At 47.2% G+C, this 22,033-nt stretch carries 21 protein-coding genes; 9 read left to right on the top strand and 12 right to left on the bottom strand.

Translation table 11 applies throughout. The features are described 5' to 3' along the window. Positions 1 to 173 precede the first annotated feature (173 nt). The 6 genes from hpsE (at position 174) to NC994_RS18160 (ending at position 8,274) form a co-directional block, all read left to right on the top strand. Positions 174 to 1,142, top strand: coding sequence for a hormogonium polysaccharide biosynthesis glycosyltransferase HpsE (gene hpsE, locus NC994_RS18185; protein WP_190435872.1), 969 nt, complete (start codon positions 174 to 176; stop codon positions 1,140 to 1,142). Positions 1,143 to 1,394: 252 nt separating this feature from the next. Further along, positions 1,395 to 2,540, top strand: a complete 1,146-nt coding sequence (locus NC994_RS18180) for a DegT/DnrJ/EryC1/StrS family aminotransferase (protein WP_190435870.1) — start codon at positions 1,395 to 1,397, stop codon at positions 2,538 to 2,540. Positions 2,541 to 2,626: 86 nt separating this feature from the next. After that, a complete protein-coding gene (gene crtB / locus NC994_RS18175; protein WP_190414275.1) occupies positions 2,627 to 3,511 on the top strand; it encodes a cyanoexosortase B in 885 nt (294 codons plus the stop codon). Then, on the top strand, positions 3,508 to 4,242 hold the full coding sequence (locus NC994_RS18170; RefSeq protein WP_190435867.1) for a cyanoexosortase B system-associated protein: 735 nt from the start codon (positions 3,508 to 3,510) through the stop codon (positions 4,240 to 4,242). The genes crtB and NC994_RS18170 overlap by 4 nt, the downstream gene beginning before the upstream one ends. A gap of 394 nt (positions 4,243 to 4,636) precedes the next feature. Further along, entirely contained in the window at positions 4,637 to 5,929 is a 1,293-nt protein-coding gene (locus NC994_RS18165) for a polysaccharide biosynthesis/export family protein (protein WP_199299626.1), read from the top strand. Positions 5,930 to 6,096: 167 nt separating this feature from the next. Further along, a complete protein-coding gene (locus tag NC994_RS18160; RefSeq protein WP_190435865.1) occupies positions 6,097 to 8,274 on the top strand; it encodes a tyrosine-protein kinase domain-containing protein in 2,178 nt (725 codons plus the stop codon). A 228-nt stretch (positions 8,275 to 8,502) separates the two neighbouring features. Here the strand turns inward: NC994_RS18160 and NC994_RS18155 are convergent, their stop codons facing one another. The 11 genes from NC994_RS18155 to leuB form a co-directional block, all read right to left on the bottom strand. After that, entirely contained in the window at positions 8,503 to 9,228 is a 726-nt protein-coding gene (locus tag NC994_RS18155) for a rhomboid family intramembrane serine protease (protein ID WP_190435862.1), read from the bottom strand. 189 nt (positions 9,229 to 9,417) lie between these two features. Beyond that, positions 9,418 to 9,750 carry a cytochrome c6 PetJ gene (gene petJ / locus NC994_RS18150; RefSeq protein WP_190435860.1) on the bottom strand — a complete coding sequence of 111 codons (333 nt, stop codon included), beginning with the start codon at positions 9,748 to 9,750 and terminating at the stop codon, positions 9,418 to 9,420. A 157-nt stretch (positions 9,751 to 9,907) separates the two neighbouring features. Further along, positions 9,908 to 10,327: a plastocyanin gene (petE, locus tag NC994_RS18145; protein ID WP_190414285.1), complete on the bottom strand. Its 420-nt coding sequence runs from the start codon at positions 10,325 to 10,327 to the stop codon at positions 9,908 to 9,910. A gap of 138 nt (positions 10,328 to 10,465) precedes the next feature. Then, the gene (gene psbV2 / locus NC994_RS18140) at positions 10,466 to 10,957 is read right to left on the bottom strand and encodes a photosystem II cytochrome PsbV2 (protein ID WP_190435857.1); all 492 of its coding nucleotides are present in this window, start codon (positions 10,955 to 10,957) and stop codon (positions 10,466 to 10,468) included. 84 nt (positions 10,958 to 11,041) lie between these two features. Continuing rightward, a complete protein-coding gene (gene psbV / locus NC994_RS18135) occupies positions 11,042 to 11,533 on the bottom strand; it encodes a photosystem II cytochrome c-550 (RefSeq protein ID WP_190414289.1) in 492 nt (163 codons plus the stop codon). 179 nt (positions 11,534 to 11,712) lie between these two features. Further along, complete coding sequence (locus tag NC994_RS18130; protein WP_190414291.1) at positions 11,713 to 11,907, bottom strand: translation initiation factor IF-2 N-terminal domain-containing protein; 195 nt, start codon at positions 11,905 to 11,907, stop codon at positions 11,713 to 11,715. Between the two features lie 72 nt (positions 11,908 to 11,979). Then, positions 11,980 to 12,918 (bottom strand): acetyl-CoA carboxylase, carboxyltransferase subunit beta, encoded by a 939-nt coding sequence (accD, locus tag NC994_RS18125; protein ID WP_190414293.1) that lies wholly within the window; start codon positions 12,916 to 12,918, stop codon positions 11,980 to 11,982. Between the two features lie 42 nt (positions 12,919 to 12,960). Next, positions 12,961 to 13,173 carry a hypothetical protein gene (locus tag NC994_RS18120; RefSeq protein ID WP_190414294.1) on the bottom strand — a complete coding sequence of 71 codons (213 nt, stop codon included), beginning with the start codon at positions 13,171 to 13,173 and terminating at the stop codon, positions 12,961 to 12,963. A gap of 54 nt (positions 13,174 to 13,227) precedes the next feature. After that, on the bottom strand, positions 13,228 to 14,049 hold the full coding sequence (locus NC994_RS18115; protein ID WP_190435854.1) for an A24 family peptidase: 822 nt from the start codon (positions 14,047 to 14,049) through the stop codon (positions 13,228 to 13,230). Between the two features lie 87 nt (positions 14,050 to 14,136). Beyond that, positions 14,137 to 14,400, bottom strand: coding sequence for a hypothetical protein (locus tag NC994_RS18110; RefSeq protein WP_190414298.1), 264 nt, complete (start codon positions 14,398 to 14,400; stop codon positions 14,137 to 14,139). A 103-nt stretch (positions 14,401 to 14,503) separates the two neighbouring features. Continuing rightward, positions 14,504 to 15,595 carry a 3-isopropylmalate dehydrogenase gene (gene leuB, locus NC994_RS18105; RefSeq protein ID WP_190435851.1) on the bottom strand — a complete coding sequence of 364 codons (1,092 nt, stop codon included), beginning with the start codon at positions 15,593 to 15,595 and terminating at the stop codon, positions 14,504 to 14,506. A gap of 909 nt (positions 15,596 to 16,504) precedes the next feature. Between leuB and NC994_RS18100 the strand changes: the two genes are divergently transcribed. From NC994_RS18100 to NC994_RS18090, 3 genes are all read left to right on the top strand, one after another. Next, complete coding sequence (locus NC994_RS18100) at positions 16,505 to 17,455, top strand: ABC transporter ATP-binding protein (protein WP_190414301.1); 951 nt, start codon at positions 16,505 to 16,507, stop codon at positions 17,453 to 17,455. Positions 17,456 to 17,561: 106 nt separating this feature from the next. After that, entirely contained in the window at positions 17,562 to 19,292 is a 1,731-nt protein-coding gene (locus tag NC994_RS18095; RefSeq protein WP_190435848.1) for an ABC transporter permease, read from the top strand. Between the two features lie 109 nt (positions 19,293 to 19,401). Beyond that, positions 19,402 to 21,021 (top strand): hypothetical protein, encoded by a 1,620-nt coding sequence (locus NC994_RS18090; protein ID WP_190435845.1) that lies wholly within the window; start codon positions 19,402 to 19,404, stop codon positions 21,019 to 21,021. Positions 21,022 to 21,085: 64 nt separating this feature from the next. On the opposite strand, the gene NC994_RS18085 is transcribed toward NC994_RS18090, so the two are convergent. Beyond that, entirely contained in the window at positions 21,086 to 22,015 is a 930-nt protein-coding gene (locus NC994_RS18085; protein ID WP_190435843.1) for a CoA-binding protein, read from the bottom strand. Positions 22,016 to 22,033: the final 18 nt, after the last annotated feature.

The following is a 22,033-nucleotide window of genomic DNA, read 5'->3' as shown; positions in this document are numbered from 1 at the left end:
GCAGAGCTTCTCGATAATGTTGGCAATTCGCGCAGTCCTAATTATGTTCGTGGGGTTGCGATTTCAACCAGTACTTCTGGGCATACTAAGAGTATAGAAGAGCATCATTAAGCTTAGGAATGTAACATATGCTTAATTACGATCGCGTATCTGAAAAAACTGCTCTGAAACCGATGTCTGTTGATTTTACTGTAGCCATTCCGACTTATAACGGGGAAGACCGTTTACCTGATGTCTTAGAGCGACTGCGATCGCAAATTCATACCGAGCAATTTGTCTGGGAAGTTTTAGTTGTTGATAATAACAGCTCAGACAACACCGCCAAAGTTGTTCGAGAATACCAAGCAAACTGGCCTTTCGCTTATCCTTTAAGATATTGTTTTGAACCCCAACAAGGACTTGCCTTTTCCCGTCAACGTGCAGTCCAAGAAGCCAGAGGTAAGTTGATTGGATTTCTTGATGACGATAATTTACCAACATCTACGTGGGTTGCAGCAGCATACACATTTGGGCAAAATCATCCGAAAGTTGGCGGTTATGGGAGCCGCATTTATGGTGACTTGCAAGGGACTCCTCCCAAAAATTTTGAAGAAATCGCTTGTCTGCTCGCTATTGCAGACAGGGGAACAAATGCTCTATGCTACGAACCCCACAAAAAGGTTCTACCACCTGGAGCTGGATTAGTTGTGCGTCGCCAAGTCTGGCTGGAAAGCGTGCCGAAAAATTTTATTCTTCACGGGCGAATTGGCGACAATATGCTGGCAGGAGAAGATTTAGAAGCGCTATTACATATTCAACAAGCTGGATGGGAAATTTGGTACAACCCTGAAATGTGTATTTACCATCGAATTCCCCACTGGCGCTTAGAGAAAGACTATTTAATCAAATTATGTCGCGGCATTGGTTTGAGCCGCCATCGGACTCGGATGCTAAGTTTCAAACCTTGGCAGCGACCCGCCGTTTTTTTTATGTATATGGTTAACGATTTACGTAAAATATTATTTCATCTCATCAAGTATAAATTTTCCTTGAAAGATGATATTGTAGCTGCTTGCCAAATGGAGCTTTTTACTAATAGCCTGATTAGCCCTTTTTATATTTGGAAAACCCGACTACGTACTTATAACATAAAAATTGATTAAATTCTGTGTAGAGAATTTGCCGTTTATATTGTAAATATTCTCAATATAAAAGCTTTACTTTCTCTTCATACAGGGAGTATTCGTCTCGCTTAAACTGGTCTTTAGCTGGCTCAACAGTGAGAACTTTATGGAAGCGATCGCTCTAAAAGCCTAAGCTTTTCTTCCAATCAGTGCTGTTGATACCTCAAAAGGCATTCTCGTTGGCGATTCAAAAACCCTAGGAACTATCGGTAACTTTAATTCTCATACCGTATGAACAATATTACGACAGCAATTCCCTTTGTGGATCTTCAACTCCAACACCAGCCTCTTCAAACACAGATCGAGGAGGCAGTGCGGGGTACGATTCAACGAGGAGATTTTATATTAGGTCAGCCTGTAGCTGACTTTGAGGCGGCGTTTGCCAGTGCCTGTGGTGTAGCTTATGGCATTGGAGTCGCTTCGGGAACAGATGCGCTAGCGCTCGGATTAGAAGCCTGTGGTATTGGTGCCGGGGATGAGGTCATTTTACCCACCAATACCTTCATTGCCACTCTGATCGGCGTTGTCCACGCTGGTGCCACACCGATTTTAGTCGATTGCGATCCTCAAACTGCGCTAATTGACTTTACAGCCGCCGAAAAAGCAGTCACAGCCAAAACCAAAGCGATCGTTCCAGTGCATCTGTACGGGCAAATGGTTTCGCCCCGTCAACTTTTGGACTTTGCCAGTACCCACAACCTGATTGTATTTGAAGACGCGGCTCAGGCTCACCTAGCACAGCGAGAAGGTTATCGTGCCGGTTCGATTGGCAAAGCAGCAGCTTTTAGCTTCTATCCCAGTAAAAATTTGGGGGCAATAGGAGATGGAGGCATGGTCATCACCAATGATGAAGCAGTAGCGAAGAAAATGCGATCGCTCCGCAATTACGGGTGTTCCCGTAAGTATTATCACACCGAACCCGGTACCAATAGCCGACTTGATACCCTGCAAGCTGCTGTCCTCAACATCAAACTCCCTCATCTTGCCGACTGGAACCACTCACGTAACCAAGCAGCCCAGCAGTACGACGCCTTATGGAAGCCGCTAGCAAACTCAGGAATTTTCCCCATCCAAAACCAAAGTGGCAACGGTCACATTTATCACCTTTATGTTGTTCGTGTCACTGAAGCTTGTCCCCTCGACCGGCAGACGATTCAAGACAAACTAGCGGCTGTTGGTATTCAAACCGGCATCCACTACCCCATTCCCTGTCATCTTCAACCCGCCTTCGAGAATCTCGGCTATCAAGCCGGAGACTTCCCCCAAGCCGAAGCTCTCGCACTGGAAATTTTATCCTTACCGATGTATCCAGGCTTAAGCGATACCCAAGTCCATCAGGTCATTGATACTTTGCAAACCTTGTGTGTGAGAACCTGATAAATTTTCAACGTAAAAAACGCTAAGAATAATGATTCTAACTTTGCGCTTAGCATTAAGAAAGCTTAGAAAATTAAGGTCAAACTATGCATTTTGAGCGAAAGATTCCGATTGCCATTGAGCGTTACTTGCTGGAAGGAACCATTGTTGCTCTGCTGGTGATTCTGTACGCTCCACTGTTATGGCACTGGTACGATGGCTGGTTGAACAAAAATATCAGTATTGAACATGAATATTACAGCCACGGTTTAATTGGGCTGCCTTTTGCCGCCTATATAACCTGGTCAAATCGACAACAATGGCGTCAGTTACCAGATACAAGTCATCCACTAGGCGCAGCCTTGCTAGCCTTGGGCGGGGTATTTTATCTCAGCGGCATTACTGACCTGATAAATTTATCCTTTCCTGCTGTATTAGCTGGACTTTGTCTGTGGCTGAAAGGAGTTCCTGGCTTCAAACTTCAAGGCTTTCCCTTGTTACTCGTATTTTTGGCAACGCCGACCCAAATTCCTTACTTACTAGCTCCCTATACCTTGCCCCTCCAGCGATTCATTGCTGCAACAGCTGGTTTCATCCTGACTCAGTTCGGGATGAATGTTACTGTCAACCAGATTTACTTATTCGTAGGCGGACGAATTGTAGAAGTTGCGCCTTTCTGCGCTGGACTTAAGATGTTATTCACCAGTCTTTATGTAACCTTGATGTTGCTTTACTGGACGGGTGCTTGGGCATCTCGCACGAAGACGATTTTGTTAGTCGTCGGTGCAGTAGTCATTAGCGTTACTGGTAATATCGTCCGCAATACGCTGCTAACTTTCTTTCATGGTACTGGCCAAGAAAAAACTTTTGATTGGCTGCACGAAGGCTGGGGCGGTGATGTTTATTCTGCCTGTATGTTGGGGTTAATTGTGCTTCTACTCAATGCGATCGATCGATATATTTCAGATGAGCCTCAGAAGGATGAAGCATGAAACTGCCCAAGAAATTGCAGCGCTTTCAATTTTCTAAAGTCGTCTTACTGAGTTTTCTTGTCGGACTGATGGCAATTGGCGCAGTTCCTAGTTACTTGACAGGACGCTGGTCTTGGGCAAATCCCCCACGAGTGACCAACCTCCAACAACTCAAAAATATACGGCAGGCTGGTCTAGCGCTTCCCGGCTGGCAGACTCAACAACAGGATACCGTAACGATTGGCGGTCATAAATGGTCGATTCAGGAACTCCAGCAGGATGAAAAAACCCAGGTAACTTTGCTGCTTTTGCCTCAAGAAGATCGCAAGGCTCAACCAGAGGTTGAGTGGATGGATATTAATGGGTTTAAAGAGTGGCAGACCGATCAAGAGCAGCGGTTGCAGTTTAACGTTGAAACTCAAGCACAAACGGGAACCCAAAACACTACAGAATCTGGAACTTCTGCTACACGTCCGACATCTTCCGATGTTAAAGCTCGTTTCTTTCGCGGTTGGACTCGGCAGCAGACCTTCGCCGTGCTTCAGTGGTACGCTTGGCCTGGAGGAGGCAATCCGTCTCCTAGTGGTTGGTTCTGGGCGGATCAAATGGCTCAATTGCACCGTCGCCGCTTGCCTTGGGTTGCTGTTAGCATCTTGATACCGATGGAGCCTTTGGCTGAGGTTGAAACAGCTCTACCGCTGGCTAAATCGCTTGGTCAAACGGTTCAAGCTGCTTTGATGAAAGAGTTATGAGTTGAGAGTGGGAGGAGAAATTTGCTTGACTCGCTTGGATTCGAAGAATGAATTTACTGATAACTACACTCTGTGCAATCTGTGCAACTTTTCGAGATGTGCAACTTTTTGAGAATTGTCACCCTTGATGCAACCCGGTGGAGTTTAGAAGCCAAACGGTTTTCTAACGGGTAGAAGTTTATCGCATCTTGATCCAAGGATGTTGGAAGGGAACCTAAAGCTCCATAAGGGTTTTAGGATTTGCAATCGTGCCAGTCTAAAACATCACGGGATGAATTTCTGGGGAGGAACTTCAAGACGCGATCGCTTTGTTGAGAATGCAAAGAAAGTTGCACAGTGAGTTATAACTGATAAATTTGATGATCGGTTCCCTAAGGTCTTAGTGAATATACTTATGTCTCGCACTTCTGGAGGCCGGTTCCACCGCTTCGCCGCCTTCTTTCTCTTCACTCTCCACACCACTGTCTACACGTTGCCGAGTAGTGTCCTACTCTGGATGCTGCACTCAGGGACTTTTGCTGGTAGAGGGATGAGTCAAACTTTACCCACCTTACCCAACTCGGTTGCGCCTCCCCTCCCGCCTCCACCTCCTCTCCCTAACACCAACGAGAACATACAATCGCCGGTGGTGATTCCAGCAGCTCCTATCGATCCCACCAGTCCGCCGCCACCACTGGGTTATCCACCGCCTCAGCCGTTTGAGGGACAGCCGACCCAGTTTAATAATCGCTACCTGCTGGGAACGGGAGATACGATTTCGGCGTTGGTTGAGCGTTTTCCAGACTTGAGTTTTCAAAGCGTCATTGACGCGGAAGGAAACATCGTGGCACCCCTGTTAGGGAAAATATCTGTACTGGGTCTGACTCTGGAAGAAGCCCAGGAAAAAATTCGCTTGGGATTAAACCGCTTTGTCATCGATCCCGCTGTCACTGTAACGCTGGCAGGTCAACGTCCAGCCCAAGTTACTATCAGCGGCGAAGTCGTTAGACCTGGTTTTTACACCCTGTCTCCTGGCGCACAACTTTCTGCGGCATTGCTAGTCGCTGGTGGCAGCACTAATCTCGGAGATCTGCGATCGGTTTTGGTGCGTCGCGCCCGGATCGATGGCTCGACAATTGAGCAACGGGTTGATTTGTTTACGCCGCTGCTAAATGGACAGTCACTCCCCAATTTACGCTTACAAGATGGCGATGCAGTAGTCATCCCGAAGCTAGAAGTTGCCACGGAGCAAAACTACGATCGCTCGCTAGTTTCTCGTTCTACTGTGTCTCAGCAGCAGATCAACATCCGAGTTTTGAGCTACGCTGGTGGGGGAATTGGTAGTATTAGCTTGCCCAACGGTAGTACATTTGTTGATGCTTTAAGCGCGATTGGCCCTAGCCCAGATAATTCTAACCTGCGAAATATTGCCCTGATTCGATTCGATCCCGAACGCGGCAAAGCAGTGACTCAGAAAATAGACGGGAAAGCAGCGCTACTGGGAAACATTGCTCAAAATGTCCCCCTAAGGAATAACGATGTCATTGTAGTGGGCCGTAACTTGGTTGGTAAAATCACTTATGCCTTGAGTACTTTTACTCAACCTTTCCGGGATATTTTGGGATTTCTGCTATTTTTTGACCAGCTAAGAGAAAGTGCTACCGATCTGTTTGGTCCGACGACTGATAGTAACAATAACTCCGACTAGAGAAGCTGGTAATAAATGCTACCTGAAACCAAAAATATCTAAGAAAATAAATGTTAGAAAATATCGAGCCAAAGCAGCAAAATAAGAAAAATATTTAGCGTGAACTTTTGATTTCTACTTGTTTCTACTCCTGATTTCCTCATTAGCCCCTAGGCCCAAAAACGACCATGACTCCTCCCATTGTTAAGCGTTATCTGATCGCCCTGGATCAACATAAATGGATTGGATTAGCTGGTTTTACTATCATTGTCGGTGCGTCAGCCGTCATTGGTATACAACCATCACCAGCTCCTGTTTTCAAGGCCACAGGGGTGCTGGCTTATAACGGGCCGATTGCACCATTTTCAACGACGACGCAAGCGATTCAAAAGCAGGGTCAAGAGCTGAATGAGGATACGCTGCTAGCAGAAAATGTGGTCAAAGCAGCAGCAACGCGGGTGAAAGCAGACACAACACAAATTGCTAAAAATGTGAAAGTAAAGCTGCCGGAGGAGGACGAACCGAAGGTTATTCAAGTTTCTTACAGCGATAGCGACCCGAAGCGAGCGAGTGCAACCTTGGAAGCGCTAATGCAGGGAATGGTGGAACAGAGCCGTTTGATTAACAGCTCCCGGCTACGAGCGATTATTGACTCCATCAGTGCCCGGTTATCTCCTGCTGAGATGCAACTTAAAGAGGCGCAACAGAGACTAGAGCAGTATATTCGCCAGGAGGGACCCGCACTGGTTGCCGCTCAGGATGGGAGGACACTGGGTGCAATTTCTGGTAGCCAAGAGCAGCAACGTCAGCTTCAGATGACTTTGGAGGGAATTGATACCCAAATTCGCAGTCTGCAAAACAAGTTGGGTTTGACGGCGGCTGAAGCTTACACGTCTTCTGCCTTGAGTGCTGACCCAATTATTAACAGCTTGCGATCGCAAATTCATCAAACTGAAACCCAGCTGCAAATTCTCAGCCGGGATTTGCGGCAGGAGCATCCTCAAATCATTCAGCTGAAAAAACAGCTAACAGCCTACAATGAACTGCTATCGTCGCGAGCATCGGAGGTAATGGGTGGAGGCGGTGTAGCAGCACCCTTGCCCCCCAGCCAAATTCGCAGAGACAGTAGCCTCGACCCCACGCGGCAAGGTATGGCAAACACGCTGGTAGCTTTACAAACCCAGCGCGAAACGCTGCAACAGCAACTACAGGCTAGTCGCAAAACCGAGCAGCAACTCCGTGCTGAATATGTAAAAATCCCCAATAAACAGCTGGATCAAGCCCGACTACAACAGCAAGTTCAGCTCAAACAAGGTCTGTACGATAAGATGCAGGTGGCATTAGTCGATGCCAAGGCAGCAGAAGCCGAGACGGTTAGCAGTCTCACCATTGCCCAACCGCCACAAATTGCTGCTAGCGAGCAGAAGAGCCAGAGCTTACCGTTAACGGTAGCCGTGGGAGCTTTGGTCGGAGTATTAGTTGGCGGCGGATTGATTTTCCTGTTAGCGATGCTGGATGGCACGTTCTACACGGTCGAGGAAGTGCGGGCAGCACTACGACAACGGGATGTTCTGGTGCTGGGTGAAGTGCCTTTCGTTGTCCTCCAAGATCCGCAATTGGGCGAGACGCCGGTTCTGCTCCAGCAGGATTCTGTTTATCACGAGTATTACGAGCGCTTCCGCAGCAATCTGCGGCGAGCAAGCGATCAACCCTTGAAAGTTGTGTTATTGACCAGCACGATTAGCCAAGAGGGTAAGACAGTCAATGCTTATAACCTTGGAATCGCATCGGCTTGTGCTGGCAAGCGCACTCTAGTGATAGAAACTGATTTGCGATCGCCTTCTGAGTCCAAATTCCTGAAAGTCTCTCCCGATCCGGGTGCTAGTCTAGAACCCCTACGGTACTACACTCAGTTAAGTGAGTGTATCCGTTTAGTTCCAGATATTGAGAACCTATACGTGGTGCCTAGTCCCGGCCCGGTACGTAATGCTGCTGCCATTTTAGAATCCAGCGAACTCAGGCGGCTGATCGAAGATGCGCGAGGTCGTTTTGACTTGGTGATTCTCGATACCCCTGCCTTGAGCCGGTGCAACGATGCTCTCCTATTGGAACCCTACGCCGATGGTATCGTGCTGGTGACTCGACCCGGTTTCACCCAGGAGAGTATTTTGGTAGAGGCAGTCGATCAATTGACCGAAGCAGAACTACCACTGGTGGGAGCGCTCATCAATGCGGTAGACACGCCAGTACAGGTTCCCAGCGCGAACAATGAGGACATTGAAGCCGACATAGAAGAAGAAGAAGAAGAATTAGAACCTTCCCCTTCTCGGTCAGAAAAAGTGCCAAATGAGTACATTAAGCGCTAATCATCGCAAATCTGGGTTGGATATCCATCCCAAATGGAAACCGCTAATGACAAATGGCTAACCGCCCATTGTAGAAAGGTAATGAGCAGTTAGCCATTCGTAAAAAACCAAGCTGTAAAGCGTCTAAAAAAACCAGTTTAGATTCTTGGTTGTAGCACAGGAGAAGAAGTGACGGCTTTTCCTGTTTTCCTGATTTTCAAAATATGCAGTTCCGCCAAGAACCGCTTGCTAAAAAGTTTGCTGTTCTGGATGATTGTCCGAATTGGAAGAAAACAATCCCAACAGCGGTGCTAAGATTGCCCCGAAAACAAAGCCACCAGCGTGTGCCCAATAGGCAACTCCACCTTGCTCCATACCAATATTCACAGGCGCATTCAGACTCGCAACACCATAAAAAGCCTGCTGAACAAACCAAAAACCGAGGAAGAAAACAGCAGGAACGCGAATCGTGGTGAAGAAGATACCCAGAGGAATTAATGTTAGCACTTGTATATTAGGGAATCTGAGAATGTAGGCTCCTAAGACACCCGCGATCGCGCCACTGGCCCCCAAGGAAGGAATGCCAGAGTTCATTGAAAAATACCACTGAGTTAAAGCCGCTAGAATCCCGCAAGTCAGGTAAAAAATTAAGTACCTAACGTGACCCAGCTTGTCTTCAACGTTATTGCCAAAAATCCAGAGGAACAGCATATTACCGGCAAGGTGTAAAAACCCGCCGTGCAAGAATTGCGATGTCACCAGTGTCAGCCACTCCGGTACCGGCTGATTCACGGGTATGCCACTAAAGCTAGCAGATAACTCTCTAGGAACCACAGCGGCAAGGCGAAAAAAACCTTCCAGCTGTTGTGGAGCCAAAGTCAACTCATATATAAAAGCCAAAATATTCGCAGCAATCAGTCCATAAGTGACATACGGAGTGAGGCGTGTAGGATTATCATCACGTAAAGGAACCACAGGCGTCTTTCCTAACTATCCAAGCAAAAGCTGGAAACAACATAACTTAATTTCTTCCTAGCTGTCTTTTCACCTCTGGATAGATATCTAGTATGAGAGGCTCTCGGTGAGAAGGTAGAGGCAATAAATAAACCCCTCTAGGGACATTAGAGGGGTTTAATCATGGTGCATAAAGGAATTATTGTCAGACTACCAGCCCTGTGCAGCCTTTTCCATGACATAGGCAGCAACATCCTCAATTTGTTGTTTATTCAGACGTCCTTTGAAGGCTGGCATAGCATTTTTACCATTCATTACCTGGTTGACAATGGCATCCATCGAGTACATCCCATACTTGTCTAGGGCATCCTTCTTTAAAGTTTTATTAGCCATAATCACGTTACCGCCGCCCACATGGCAAGCAGCGCAGTTAGCGCTGAAAATTTTAGCACCACTGACTGTATCAGCTGCATTGGCTGGGCGAGTCAAGGCAACTGTCAACACCGCAATCGTCAACAGTAAAACCGATAACAGTTTCCTCAACTTGATTCTCCTCTTCTTAACAGGTACAGTCATAAAAAAAAGCCTTGCAGAACCATTCTAAGCTTCTTCAAGGCTTTTTCTATCACCAAAGAGGAGAAGAAATCTTAAACCTCAAGGGTGATTATGATTGAATTGCCAGTCTAAAGGAACGGTTCTATTAACCCTCGACGGTGATTTTACCAACCATCCCAGCGCCTCTGTGAGGTTGACAATAGTACGTATAGGTGCCTGGTGGTGTGTCAGCGGGGAAAGTCGTTTCGTAGGATTCTCCTGGAGAGTTTAGCAACTTGGTGTGAGACAGATCCTTAGCCAGCGCTTTATCTCCGTTTGGCACTCCCTTGTCATCAAAAACAGCATTATGGGGAGCTAGTTTATTATTGACAAATTTTACTGTGTCACCCGGCTTGATTGTGAGTTTAGCCGGTTCAAACTTCAACATCCCGGCATCTGTGCCCATTTTAATCGTATAGGTTTCTGCTGATGCAGGAGAAGCTGACAACACAAAGCTAGAGACTACTAGCAGAATTGTGCAAATTAGTAAACCTAAGCTTCGTGGAATTGCCATTCTCAATCTCATCGTTTCCTCCCAAAATTGTCAATTAATTTTGTTTAGTAGTATTTTAGCTTTAACGCTTACATTCTGTAGAAAATTAAAACATTTTTGCTTTCTATCAATCGGAGGCATTGGCAGATGCATCCTGAATCGGCACGAAGATCAGAAATCATTTGTACCCCATCCCGGTGCTACCTGCGCGGCTCTTAGAACAAAGGCTGCTATCGTTTCCACCTCCTGTCGCGGCATCCAACTTTCCGGTACTTGACGACACCAAAAGCTTTCTTCGCTCCCGTCGTAGGTCATCGGCTGTCGAAGGAAAGCCACAATGCTGTTGATGGTGTCGCGGGGTGGAGTGGCACCAGTCAAGTCCTTCAGAGACAAGGATACAGCGGGGTTAGGCAAGGTCGCACCGCCGACATGACAATTTAGACAGTGTTGTTCAAATAACTGCTTGCCTGCTGAGAAATCTTCCACAGAGAACTGGCGAGTCTGACCTTGACCATCTAAATCTAAAGAAATGGGTTCAGTAACTCGCAGGTACTGCCGAATGTAGGAGGTTGCGGCTTGAGCCGGTAAACTGACCATCCAGACGCCCCAGCAGATGCCCAAAATCAAAAATAAACGGCGAAGTGAGAAGAATTGACGCAGCATTGACCGTGTTACAGATTGACAAAATGTAAAAATTATGAGTTATGAATGCATTCAAAATTCATAACTCATAACTCATAATTTTACTTAGCGCACGGCTTTACCGCCTCCCCACTGTTCGCCGAGGATTTTCGGCTGTAGAAGGATATGACCGCCGATCTTAAACAGGTCATCATCTGTGAGATTTCTCATCACCGTATAAATATCGGAACTCTCTATGCTGGGGTGTACTTCAGAGATTGCAGTTTCCCCATCGTAGGTCGTGGGATGATGCATATAATCCACCAGAGCGGCAATGTTGTCGCGCGGTGGGGTTGCCCCAGCCAAATCGTCCGGGCCTAGACCGACGTTGAAATCAGTCTTGGTAACGCCCCCAGCATGGCACGAAGCGCAGGCATAGTTAAATAGGCGTTTGCCTTCGGCGACTTGTTTTAGGTTTAATGTCACCTGCTGTCCTCGATCGTTTAATTTTACAGTGCGAACTTCGTCAGTTAGTTCGACTGCCATTACCTGAGTGACAAGCAATCCGAAGGTGAAAATTACAGTGGCTAAAGCCAGACTTATGTATCGCTTAAGCATGGTTCTCCTTAAGAAATTTGGTGCGAGTTTTTGATCCACAACACAGCTGGACTCAATCTTAGTAAGCCGACCCCTAAGTTGCAGGCTTCTCAACCAATCATCTGGACAAAAAGAAGCAAGCCGATTGCCAAAAAGGAAAATCGACTGTTGGGACTCAGGATAGTTGGTCGGGATTAATTTTACCCTCCGTCCGTGCCCGATCCCTGCTTTTGAGACAGAATCTTAGAAATGATGGCCTTGGCATCCTCCAGAGCCAGACGGCTCTGTTGGGTTTTATAGGCGATTCCCAATTGTTCGCACAGCTTGAAAACCTCCTCTACTGGGAGGTTATAGTCTGCTGCGATTTCGGCAATGGACAGGTCTGCAAAACCCATGATGATTGAGAGAGATTGAACCGCTCTAATATCAATATCATCCCACTCTTGCGGTCGCTTTCCCTTCCCTGTCTAGTTGCTTGGGATCAATCTAGAAACTGGACGCTCGGAGTCGATCGTTTCTGACAGGGGAACGGGGGGCGGTGCAGGGGGGAGAAATTGGTGTAGCCGAATGAGTTGGGCTAGAGTTTTCTTTAACTGAGTGCGGGGCACAATAGCATCTACAAAACCGTGCTGGAGCAAATACTCAGAAGTTTGAAAATCATCGGGGAGCTTTTCTCGCAAGGTTTGTTCGATCACGCGACGCCCTGCAAAGCCAATTGTGGCTTTTGGCTCTGCGAGAATGATGTCTCCCAACATGGCAAAAGAAGCCGTGACGCCTCCCGTTGTAGGGTGAGTAAGAACCGGAATATACAGCAGTCTGGCTTCTTGATGACGCTCCAAGGCTCCGGAGATTTTCGCCATTTGCATCAGACTTAGCATTCCCTCCTGCATCCTGGCACCGCCGGAGGCACAGACAACCACGACCGGCTTTCTTTCCCAGGTAGCTCGTTCAATCAGGCGGGTAATTTTTTCTCCAACGACAGAACCCATGCTACCGCCCATGAAGCGGAAGTCCATGACACCGAGGGCGACAGGCAAGTTTTCCAATTGCCCCATTCCTGTCTGCACGGCGTCCACCAAGCCAGTTTTGTCTTGAGTTTCTCGCAAGCGATCGCAATATTGTTTGCGATCGCGGAACTTCAATGGATCGGTGGGAAACACCTGTTCATCCAACGGCATCCAGGTATTGGCATCAATCAGCTGGCGGATGCGTTCATCGCTGAACACCCGGTTGTGATGGTTGCACTCCAGGCAAACCATATTGTTTGAGCGGAGGTCTTTGGTATAAGCAAGGACACTACATGCCTCGCACTTTGTCCACAGCCCATCCGCAATCTCACGCTCTTGCCGCTGTTCACTAATTGGCTCTGATTTTCGTCGATTTGCAAACCAATCAAATAGAGACATGAAAACGGTTAATTCCTCTTATTAAAATGATTTTCCTACGCTTTAAGCTTGCTCTTCCTGAATCGGACTCAATAATAGCAGAGCGGCCCACCGATCCTGCGATCGCACCTGTAAGGCAGTAGGACTCCCCGCACCAAAATAAGGTGCCACACCGAGGTCGAGAATCCGACTAGGAATTTGATGAGCCGCTAGCATTTGCTGCATTAATTCAGCTTCCCAGCGAGCGCAATTTGTTTTTAGGGTAATCCAAGACACTGGAATATCTTACAATACGGCAGTATTGCGGTAAATCAGGGCAGGGGGAATGCGTTAATTGAGGGGGAAAAAGAGTTGCAGGTAAGCAGACCAAATCGCCTCACCCCAAAAAGCTGCCAAAAGCGCTCCCAGTGCTAGGAAGGGACCAAACGGCATGGGCCGGTGCCGGTCAAGCCAGCCAAGCGCGATTGCTCCCCCACCGGCAAAGGCTCCCAGTACACAAGCCAAAAACCCAGCCAGTAGCAAATTCTTCCAGCCCAACCAGGCTCCCATCATTGCCGCCAGTTTAGCATCTCCTCCACCCATTGCCGCTCGCCCAAAAGCGATCGCTCCCCCAAAAGCAATGATGTCAAACAACCAAATTCCGACTACACCACCCACAATGCCTGACATCAAATGATTTGCACTTTCTGCCCAACTTGCTGCTGGCATAAAACCGGCGATCGCCTGAAACACTAAACCCAAAATTAAGCCGGTTTGAGTAAGTGGATTGGGCAATGTCATTGTGTCTAAATCGATCAGCGATAGTGTTAACAACCAGCTAAAAAAAGCCCAATATCCTAGCGTTTGCACCGAAATGCCAAACGTCAAGAAAACTAGCAAAAACAACATCCCTGTTGCCGCTTCTACCAGTGGATAGCGCCCGGAAATCTTGCTTCTACAGTGGCGACAGCGCCCCTGTAACCGCAGCCAACCGACAATTGGGACATTTTCACCTTTACCCAGTCGATGCAGACATTGCGGGCAACGAGAAGGGGGCCAAAGAATCGACAAACCTGCTGGCAATCGATAAACTACCACATTGAGAAAACTGCCAATTGAGGCACCCAATGCGAAGACAATCGCAGCAGCAGGCAACGCCATCAAATCATCCATAGCAATTAGTTATTAGTCACGGGTCATGAGTCATGGGTCATTAGTAGTGGGTCATGACTCATCACTAAGGACAATTTAGACTAATCACTAATATATTTCCGACTCAATTTGACTAAAAGGCACAAAACATTCTTGCGGCAACAGAATCGGTTTGCCTGCAAAAATCAGCTTGCCCCGATAGGTATACCGATCGATTGCCACCCCTAGAGGGCGCTGCATACGGTCTGGATGGACTTCCGAGTAAGTCCGATAGATTTGTCGAGCTGCTCTGACGATGCTGGGGTCTAGCAACACGGGGATATCTATCCTTTCCGTCCGATTTTCTAACCGTTGCTGTGAAGCGTAAACCACTCATCTACCCCTGTTATTTGAGCTAGTCTATAATCTACCCGTGCAATTCCTGCAAACTGCAATAGGTATACCAATTTTTGTTGCAGTTGAGGATGAAATTTTCTTAAGGCTTTTCTAGTGCTTGGATTAATGCATTGCCCATTGCACTGCACCCTAAAAGATTCATCCCTTCAGACATAATGTCACCCGTGCGATCGCCGCGCTCCAGAACTTGCATCACCGCTTGCTCAATTCTGTCGGCAGCAGCAAGCTGGTCTAAGCCGTAGCGCAGCATCATCGCTGCACTCAGAACCTGCGCCAGCGGATTTGCTTTATCTTGCCCAGCGATATCGGGGGCAGAACCGTGGACGGGTTCAAAGACACCGGGGCCAGATGCACCTAAACTGGCAGAAGGTAACATTCCAATACTGCCAGTAAGCATAGCGGCAGCATCAGACAGGATATCACCAAATAGATTACCTGTCACAATTGTGTCGAATTGTTTAGGCCAGCGAAGAAGTTGCATAGCAGCGGCGTCTACATAGAGGTGAGACAATTCCACATCTGGATATTCTTTCGAGAGCGCAGTTATGCGATCGCGCCACAACTGCGACACTTCCAGCACATTTGATTTATCCACCGAACATAGCTTCCCACTGCGTTTTTGCGCTGTCTCAAAGGCTACTCGCCCAATCCGGTCAATCTCTGATTCCGTATAAGCCATTGTATTGACGCCGCGCTTCTCGCCTGTTTCCGTAGCAAAAATTCCCCTCGGTTCCCCAAAGTAGATACCACCAGTCAATTCGCGCACCACCATGATATCAACGCCCTCGACCACTTCCCGTTTCAAGGACGAAGCATCCACTAACTGGGGTAATATTTTGGCGGGACGCAAATTGGCGAATAACCCAAGACCAGCCCTGAGTCCTAGCAAACCCGTTTCCGGGCGTTGATGGCGAGGGAGGTTATCCCACTTATAACCGCCAATAGCAGCCAGTAAAACAGCATCGCTATTGCGGCATGTTTCCAACGTTTGGGCGGGTAGCGGTTCTCCCGTAGCGTCAATCGCCGCACCCCCCACAAGGGCTTCTTGAAATTCAAACTGAATCTCAAATTGTTTCCCGACAAGTTTCAACACGTCTACCGCTACTGCCATAATTTCAGGGCCAATGCCATCGCCGGGAAGTAGGGTAATACGGTAGTTCTGCTGTGTCATAGGTTGTTCAAAACTCTTGCGAGTTATTAATCATACAGGGGAAATGTACCTGAAAAACGTTCAGATTCAGTTACAATCTGCCCAGCTAGAGCTAAAGCCCAGCTAGACCTAAATAGGTGCGGGAATACCAGCAATTCCTCTGATTGCTAACTTTCTGCCAAAAAAGAAGGCGGTGAGGGCAGCCAGGAGCGGGATGTCTGAGAAGTTGGTTATAACACCATTCATAATGTAATGGGCAAAGCATTCAGTCAATGCTGCTAACAAGGAGAAATTGCCGCTCGAATCGCTTCGTCTCTATAAAATGCCAATACTATTTTTCAGCATTTTATCAGCTCGATATCGGATGATTTATGTGCCATTGTCGAAGTTGATTTAGGACTCGTGTCTTTTACTAACTGGCTTTTGAACCTCTTTTGAATTTATTAAATAGTTGCAAGTAAGAAAGTTCAAGATGAAAGAATAAAATATCTAAGGCTGATTCGCAAGCAAATTTATTAAATATTTTTTCAATAAATGATGTAATGTATTGGAGTTGTGAATGTCCAAAAAAACAGTAAGCTTTATTAAATAAAATTAATTAAAATGCTTGCAGAGAATTATTAAAGATTACAGGCGTGCTATTTGAGGATTGGAAGAACAGAGCATCCGAATATTAACGAACGGCATTGACACAGAGCCAAAAGTGCAATCGCTCTTGTAAGAGCCTTCTATGCTTGAAGGTGCTAGCTGAACCAAATAGTAAAATGTCTGATCCCCCTGAAATTATCCTAATTGGGACAAATTAAGGAATTACAAGGCTAATCGGTTCTGCAATCTTGTTTAAATTTCAGAAACGCTCGTGGCAAATGCTGTAGGTAAAGGCTACGCTAGCACTCAAGCAAGCCATCTTACAGTCAACCCTCAGCAGCTATGGCAAAAGAACTGGCAATTCAAACTTGTGGACTCACCAAGCAATTCGATCGACATATTGCAGTTAATGATATTGATTTACAGGTAAAAGCTGGTGAAGTCTATGGACTAATTGGACCGAATGGAGCCGGTAAAACAACGTTGCTGCGGATGTTGGCGGCGGCTGAAGAGCCAACGACAGGTGAAATTTATATTAATGGCGATCGCCTGCAACGCGATCACAGCAACCCTACCCTGAAGCGGCGACTCGGCTATCTACCCGATGACTTCCCCCTGTATGACGATTTGACAGTCTGGGACTACCTAGACTATTTTGGGCGTCTCTACCGCTTGCGAGAACCACACCGCAGCCAGCGCCTGCGGGAAGTTTTAGAACTGGTGCAGCTAACGGGTAAGCGCAATAGCATGATTGCCACGCTCTCGCGGGGGATGAAACAGCGCCTGAGTCTGGCGCGGACAATTATTCACGAACCGATTTTGCTGCTGTTGGATGAACCCGTTTCCGGATTAGATCCCCTTGCCAGGATGCAGTTTCGGGAAATCATCAAAGTATTGCAGGAAGCCGGGATGACGATTGTCATTTCGTCACACGTCCTTAGCGACTTAGAGGAACTTTGCACCTCAGTAGGCATCATGGAACTCGGCTTTCTCGTAGAAAGTTCGCCACTCAAGGAACTTCGCCGCCGCCTCAGCCGCCAGCAAATTTTCTTGTCTACGTTGGGTAAGCTAGAGTCACTTGTATCAAAGCTGAGAAACCATCCTTTAGTCGAAGAATTGGAGGTGATGGCGGGACAAGAGCGAGTGCGCCTTTACTTTTCTGGGGGTCAGGAAGATTGTGCTAAGTTGTTGCGATCGCTTGTTGAATCTGACATCCCTCTGACCGAATTTCATTGCACTCAGGAAGACTTGGAAACCATTTTCCTGAAGCTGGGACACCAGCAAGCATCATAAGACAAGATTGAGGACTGAGGACTGAGGACTGAAGGCTTTGGACTGAGTTATTAACAATGCTTACTCTTCACTCAGCACTGAATTTAATTCTGGAGATTTTTTAGTGATGAAAATTAATTGGGGCGACCGGCTGGGAGATTGGAATCCCCAGCTGTTACGAGAAATTAAAGGGCGTCTTAAACCCCGAAATGTATTAATTGCAGTAGCGATCGCGCTGATGGGTCAAATGCTACTGCTGATGAGTTTCGCAACTCAACTGCCAGTTGATACGGGTATGGGCGATATCTACAGTAGATATTGCCTAGACAATCGTCCTGGTTATGGGCAGAGGTGCCTTGTAGATGCCCTGGGCAATTTTGCCATTAACTGGCAGTTGTGGTGGCTAGATGTGTTCGTGTGGCTGAGTGTTATTGGCTTCATGACCGTCTTGGTGGCTGGCACCTATATGCTAATTAGCGACCTATCGCGGGAAGAAAATCGCGGCACACTGAATTTCATTCGCCTCAGCCCCCAGTCAACAACCAGTATTTTCAGCGGCAAGTTGCTGGGAGTGCCGATTTTACTTTATCTCCTAGCCGGTCTGGCGATTCCTTTGCATTTGTTGGCGGGTCTGTCGGCTGAAATTCCTTTAGTCCTCATTCTGGGCTTTTATGGTGTCGTGGTTGCCAGCGCTGCTTGTATCTATAGCGCTGCCTTACTTTATGGATTAGTCGCTGGTGGACTCGGTGGATTTCAATCTTGGATTGGCAGCGGCATCGTGCTGATGTTTCTGACCCTCATGACTGGCTTGAGCCTTAACAGCAGCACAATCATCCATAATTCCCCCCTAGATTGGCTGCATCTATTTTCTCCTTCAATTGTGCTGGCATACCTCATTAATGCCAGTTCTCAAGGAAGTGCCTATCAAGCATCATCGGGAATGGTGCAACTGGAAGCCTGGAAATGGTTTTACTTACCTCTAGGTACCAGCGTCTGGAATGTCATCGGCTTTAGCGTGCTGAACTATGCGGTGGGAACCTTATGGTTTTGGCAAGGGATGAAGCGTTGCTTTCACAACCCCAGTACGACTCTCCTCAGCAAACGGCAGAGTTATATAATGACGGCTTGCTTTGAAGTGGCTGTTCTGGGATTTGCTCTAACCTTACCCAAATGGCGCGCAGATAATCCAGAATCTATACCAGGCGGACTGTTTGATAATTTTGGTGGTTTGCTGTTGTTAAATTTGCCGCTGTTCTTGTGTCTGATGGCAGCGTTGTCGCCGCACCGCCAAGTTTTGCAGGATTGGGCGCGTTACCGACGGGAGAAAACATCTTCTCGCGTGAAAAACTTGGTGCAGGATTTGGTTTGGGGGGAAAAAAGCCCTTCAGTGGGAGCAGTGGCACTGAATTTACTGATTGCTTCAACTATCATGGTGCCTTGGATACTCCTTTGGCCTGCAAGTGCGTATAAAGCATCAGCGCTGGCGACCATCCTGCTGAGTGTCAATTTAATCTTGATTTACGCAGGCGTCGCTCAGCTAATGCTGTTCATGAAGACACCGAAGCGATCGCTCTGGGCAGCGAGTACAGTGGCTGGATTGATTATATTGCCGCCGATTGTGTTCGGCTTACTATCAATCTCTCCCGCTAAAATCCCTGGCGTATGGCTGTTTTCCGTCTTCGCCTGGGGTGCTGTAAAAGATGCTGCTGCGACTAGCCTGGGTCTGGCAGTGCTGGGTCAGTGGCTAATGTTCAGCTTGTTGAGTATTCAGACAGCGCGACAGTTACGGCAGGCGGGTGAGTCCGCGTCGAAATCGCTGATGTCCAATCGTCCCTCTTTACCCGCTAACGGCTTGTAGAGAAGCGATCGCTCGAATCGAATTCTCGGACACAAACGAATCTAGAAAAACCCGTTTTCTGCCTCGAAAACGGGTTTCTTCTCAAAATTTGCGATCAAGGAAAACAGAGATGAACCTACTTTGGATGGAGCGATTGGGCGATTGGAACCCTCAGTTTCTGCGCGAACTCAAAGGACAACTGAAAACTCGCAAGTTAGCGATCGCTATCGGTGTCTCTTTGATTAGTCAGTTTTTACTGGTCTTATATTTTTACGAACAACTAAATCTTGATGGAACCTACAGCAGCTTTTGTGTAAGAACCAGTAACTACAACTGCCGGTTGGATGCTGCCGGTCAGATTATCATCGAGTGGCAGCATTGGTGGCAGGCCATATTCAGCATTTTGAATTGGACTTTGCCTTTCATCTTATTACTCGCTGGGGTCTATATGATTATCAGCGACCTTGGCAAAGAAGAGCGTCGAGGCACCCTGAATTTCATTCGATTAAGTCCCCAATCCAGTCAAAGCATTTTGACGGGGAAAATCCTGGGAGTGCCTATCTTACTTTATCTGGGTGTAGCCCTAGCACTACCTTTGCATTGCTGGTCTGCGATTAGTGCCGGTGTACCTTTTCACTTTCTGGTGAGTTTTTATTTGCTCTCAGGTGCTAGTTACTATTTCTTCTATAGCGCTGCCTTACTTTATGGATTTTTGAGCGAATTTCAAGCTTCGTCAGCCAGTTTTTTAACCTTTGTATTTGCTTTGCCTTGGCTAAATGTAATTAATTGGTCTGTGTCCCTGGTTACACAGGCCAATTATGATTGGAGCGATTCAGTACTATACTATTGGCAATGGTTTTATATACCGCTCGGTAGTAACTTTTTGTTAGCTGAGACCTTTGCAATTCTAACTTTTAGTTTGTGGACTTACTGGATTTGGCAAGCCTTAAATCGGCGTTTTGCTAATGCCAACGCCACGCTTATCAGCAAAAAACAAAGTTACTGGATGGTCGCTTATTTTGAATTCCTGCTTCTAGGTTTTTGTCTACAAAAGAACCACTTAAATCCGGCACAATTTGCTGAATCTGGATTTCTGTGGGGATTGTTGGTCTTTATGGAAACCGTAAATCTGCTATGGTTCTTGGGTTTAATTGCTGCTTTATCCCCTCACCGTCAGGCATTACAGGATTGGGCGCGTTACCGCCGCGAAAAGGTTTCTAACCGTAAAGGTTTTTGGAAAAGCGGCTTAATGCAGGATTTGCTGTGGGGTGAAAAAAGCCCATCACTGGTGGCAGTAGCAGTAAATTTGGGCATTAAAACCGTAATTTGGGGTGCTTGGATTCTGTTTTGGCCTCAAAACAGTGCCAAGATTTCAGCTATTTTAGGTTTGATCTTGAGTCTAAACTGGATCTTGATATTGGCGGGTATCGCTCAGACGCTGCTATTTATGAAAACAGCAAAGCGATCGCTCTGGGCTGGCATAACTGTAATAGCCTTGATTGCATTTCCCCCAATCTTTTTCAGCGTGCTGTCGATGCCATTTTATCAAAGCTCTGGTGTGTGGCTGCTTACCGCCTTTCCCTGGATAGGGGTAAAAGAAGCCTCCACAATTCCCATTTTTCTGACAATCTTGGGACAGTGGAGCGTTACGACATTGTTAAGCTTACAATTGACGCGGCAGATGCAATTAGCAGGCGCATCTTCCTCCAAAGCAATCTTTGCCAATCGTCCATCAGAGCCCGTCCGCTAGAACACTTCAGAGAGGGAGAAATATCGCGACTGCTTCTCCCTCTCTTCCCGCTCTAACTCAATTTTCAACCCGACTTTTTGAGCGCCTTTTTCACCAAATCTGGAATTTGGGAAGGGCGCTCTGCTATTGGAATTTTCGCTTGCTTGAAAGCGGCAATTTTTCGGTTTTCAGGTGTCTGTTCGGCCGCAAGTTCAGCCTGTGGAGAAGCGAGCATCGCTTCCTGACGCCAAAAACCAAGTGCATTCCCTGGGCCTAAAAGTTTTTCTTGTGGAAGCAAGCGACCGACAAAATATACAATTACTGGCTTATCAAGTGTAGCAACGATGTATTCTGCTGCCGCCTGTTCATCACTAGAACTGGTATGGCTGATATGGCTGACTAAAACAATGACCTTCGTGTTTTTATCTGCTGCCAAAATTTCCAGCCATTGTACGACAGAAGATCCGACAAACGGCTCGCTGCCAATACTGACAGCAATCGACTGACCATAACCGGCTCGTGTCATTTCCCCGGCTACTTCGTAGGTGAGATTGCCGCTGCGGCTGAGCAGTCCCACCGATCCAGGGCTATAAAATTCAGGTTCATGAGTGCCTAGTAAAACCTTGCCTGGAACAATAATCCCAGCACTGCTGGGACCGACGATGAGAGTTTGAGTCGCCTCTGCCTTTCTGAGCAGCCGAACCATATCCAGGGGAGGTATCCCACCCGTAATCAGAATAATTTGTCGGATACCTGCTGCGATCGCTTCTAGCGCAGCATCAAGCGCCGCGTAAGGTCGTACAAAGATAATGCTAATGTCAACCGCTCCGACCGACTGTATCGCCTGCTCTACCAGGTCGAACACCGGAATGCCATCCAGCGTTTGCCCTCCCTGACCGGCACTGACCCCAGCTGCTACCTTCGTGCCGTAAGCTGTCATTCGGGCAGTGTAGGTTGACGCAAGTGGTTCTGCGATGCCTTGTATCAGGATTTTACTGTCTGGCGTTAACTTCATGATCCTTTACCAAAGTCT

This window comes from Trichocoleus sp. AS-A1, from assembly GCF_039962015.1.
Classification (GTDB): Bacteria; Cyanobacteriota; Cyanobacteriia; order Cyanobacteriales; family FACHB-T130; genus FACHB-T130.
Note: the sequence above shows the minus strand (reverse complement) of the source record. Positions and strands in the feature narration are given on the sequence as shown.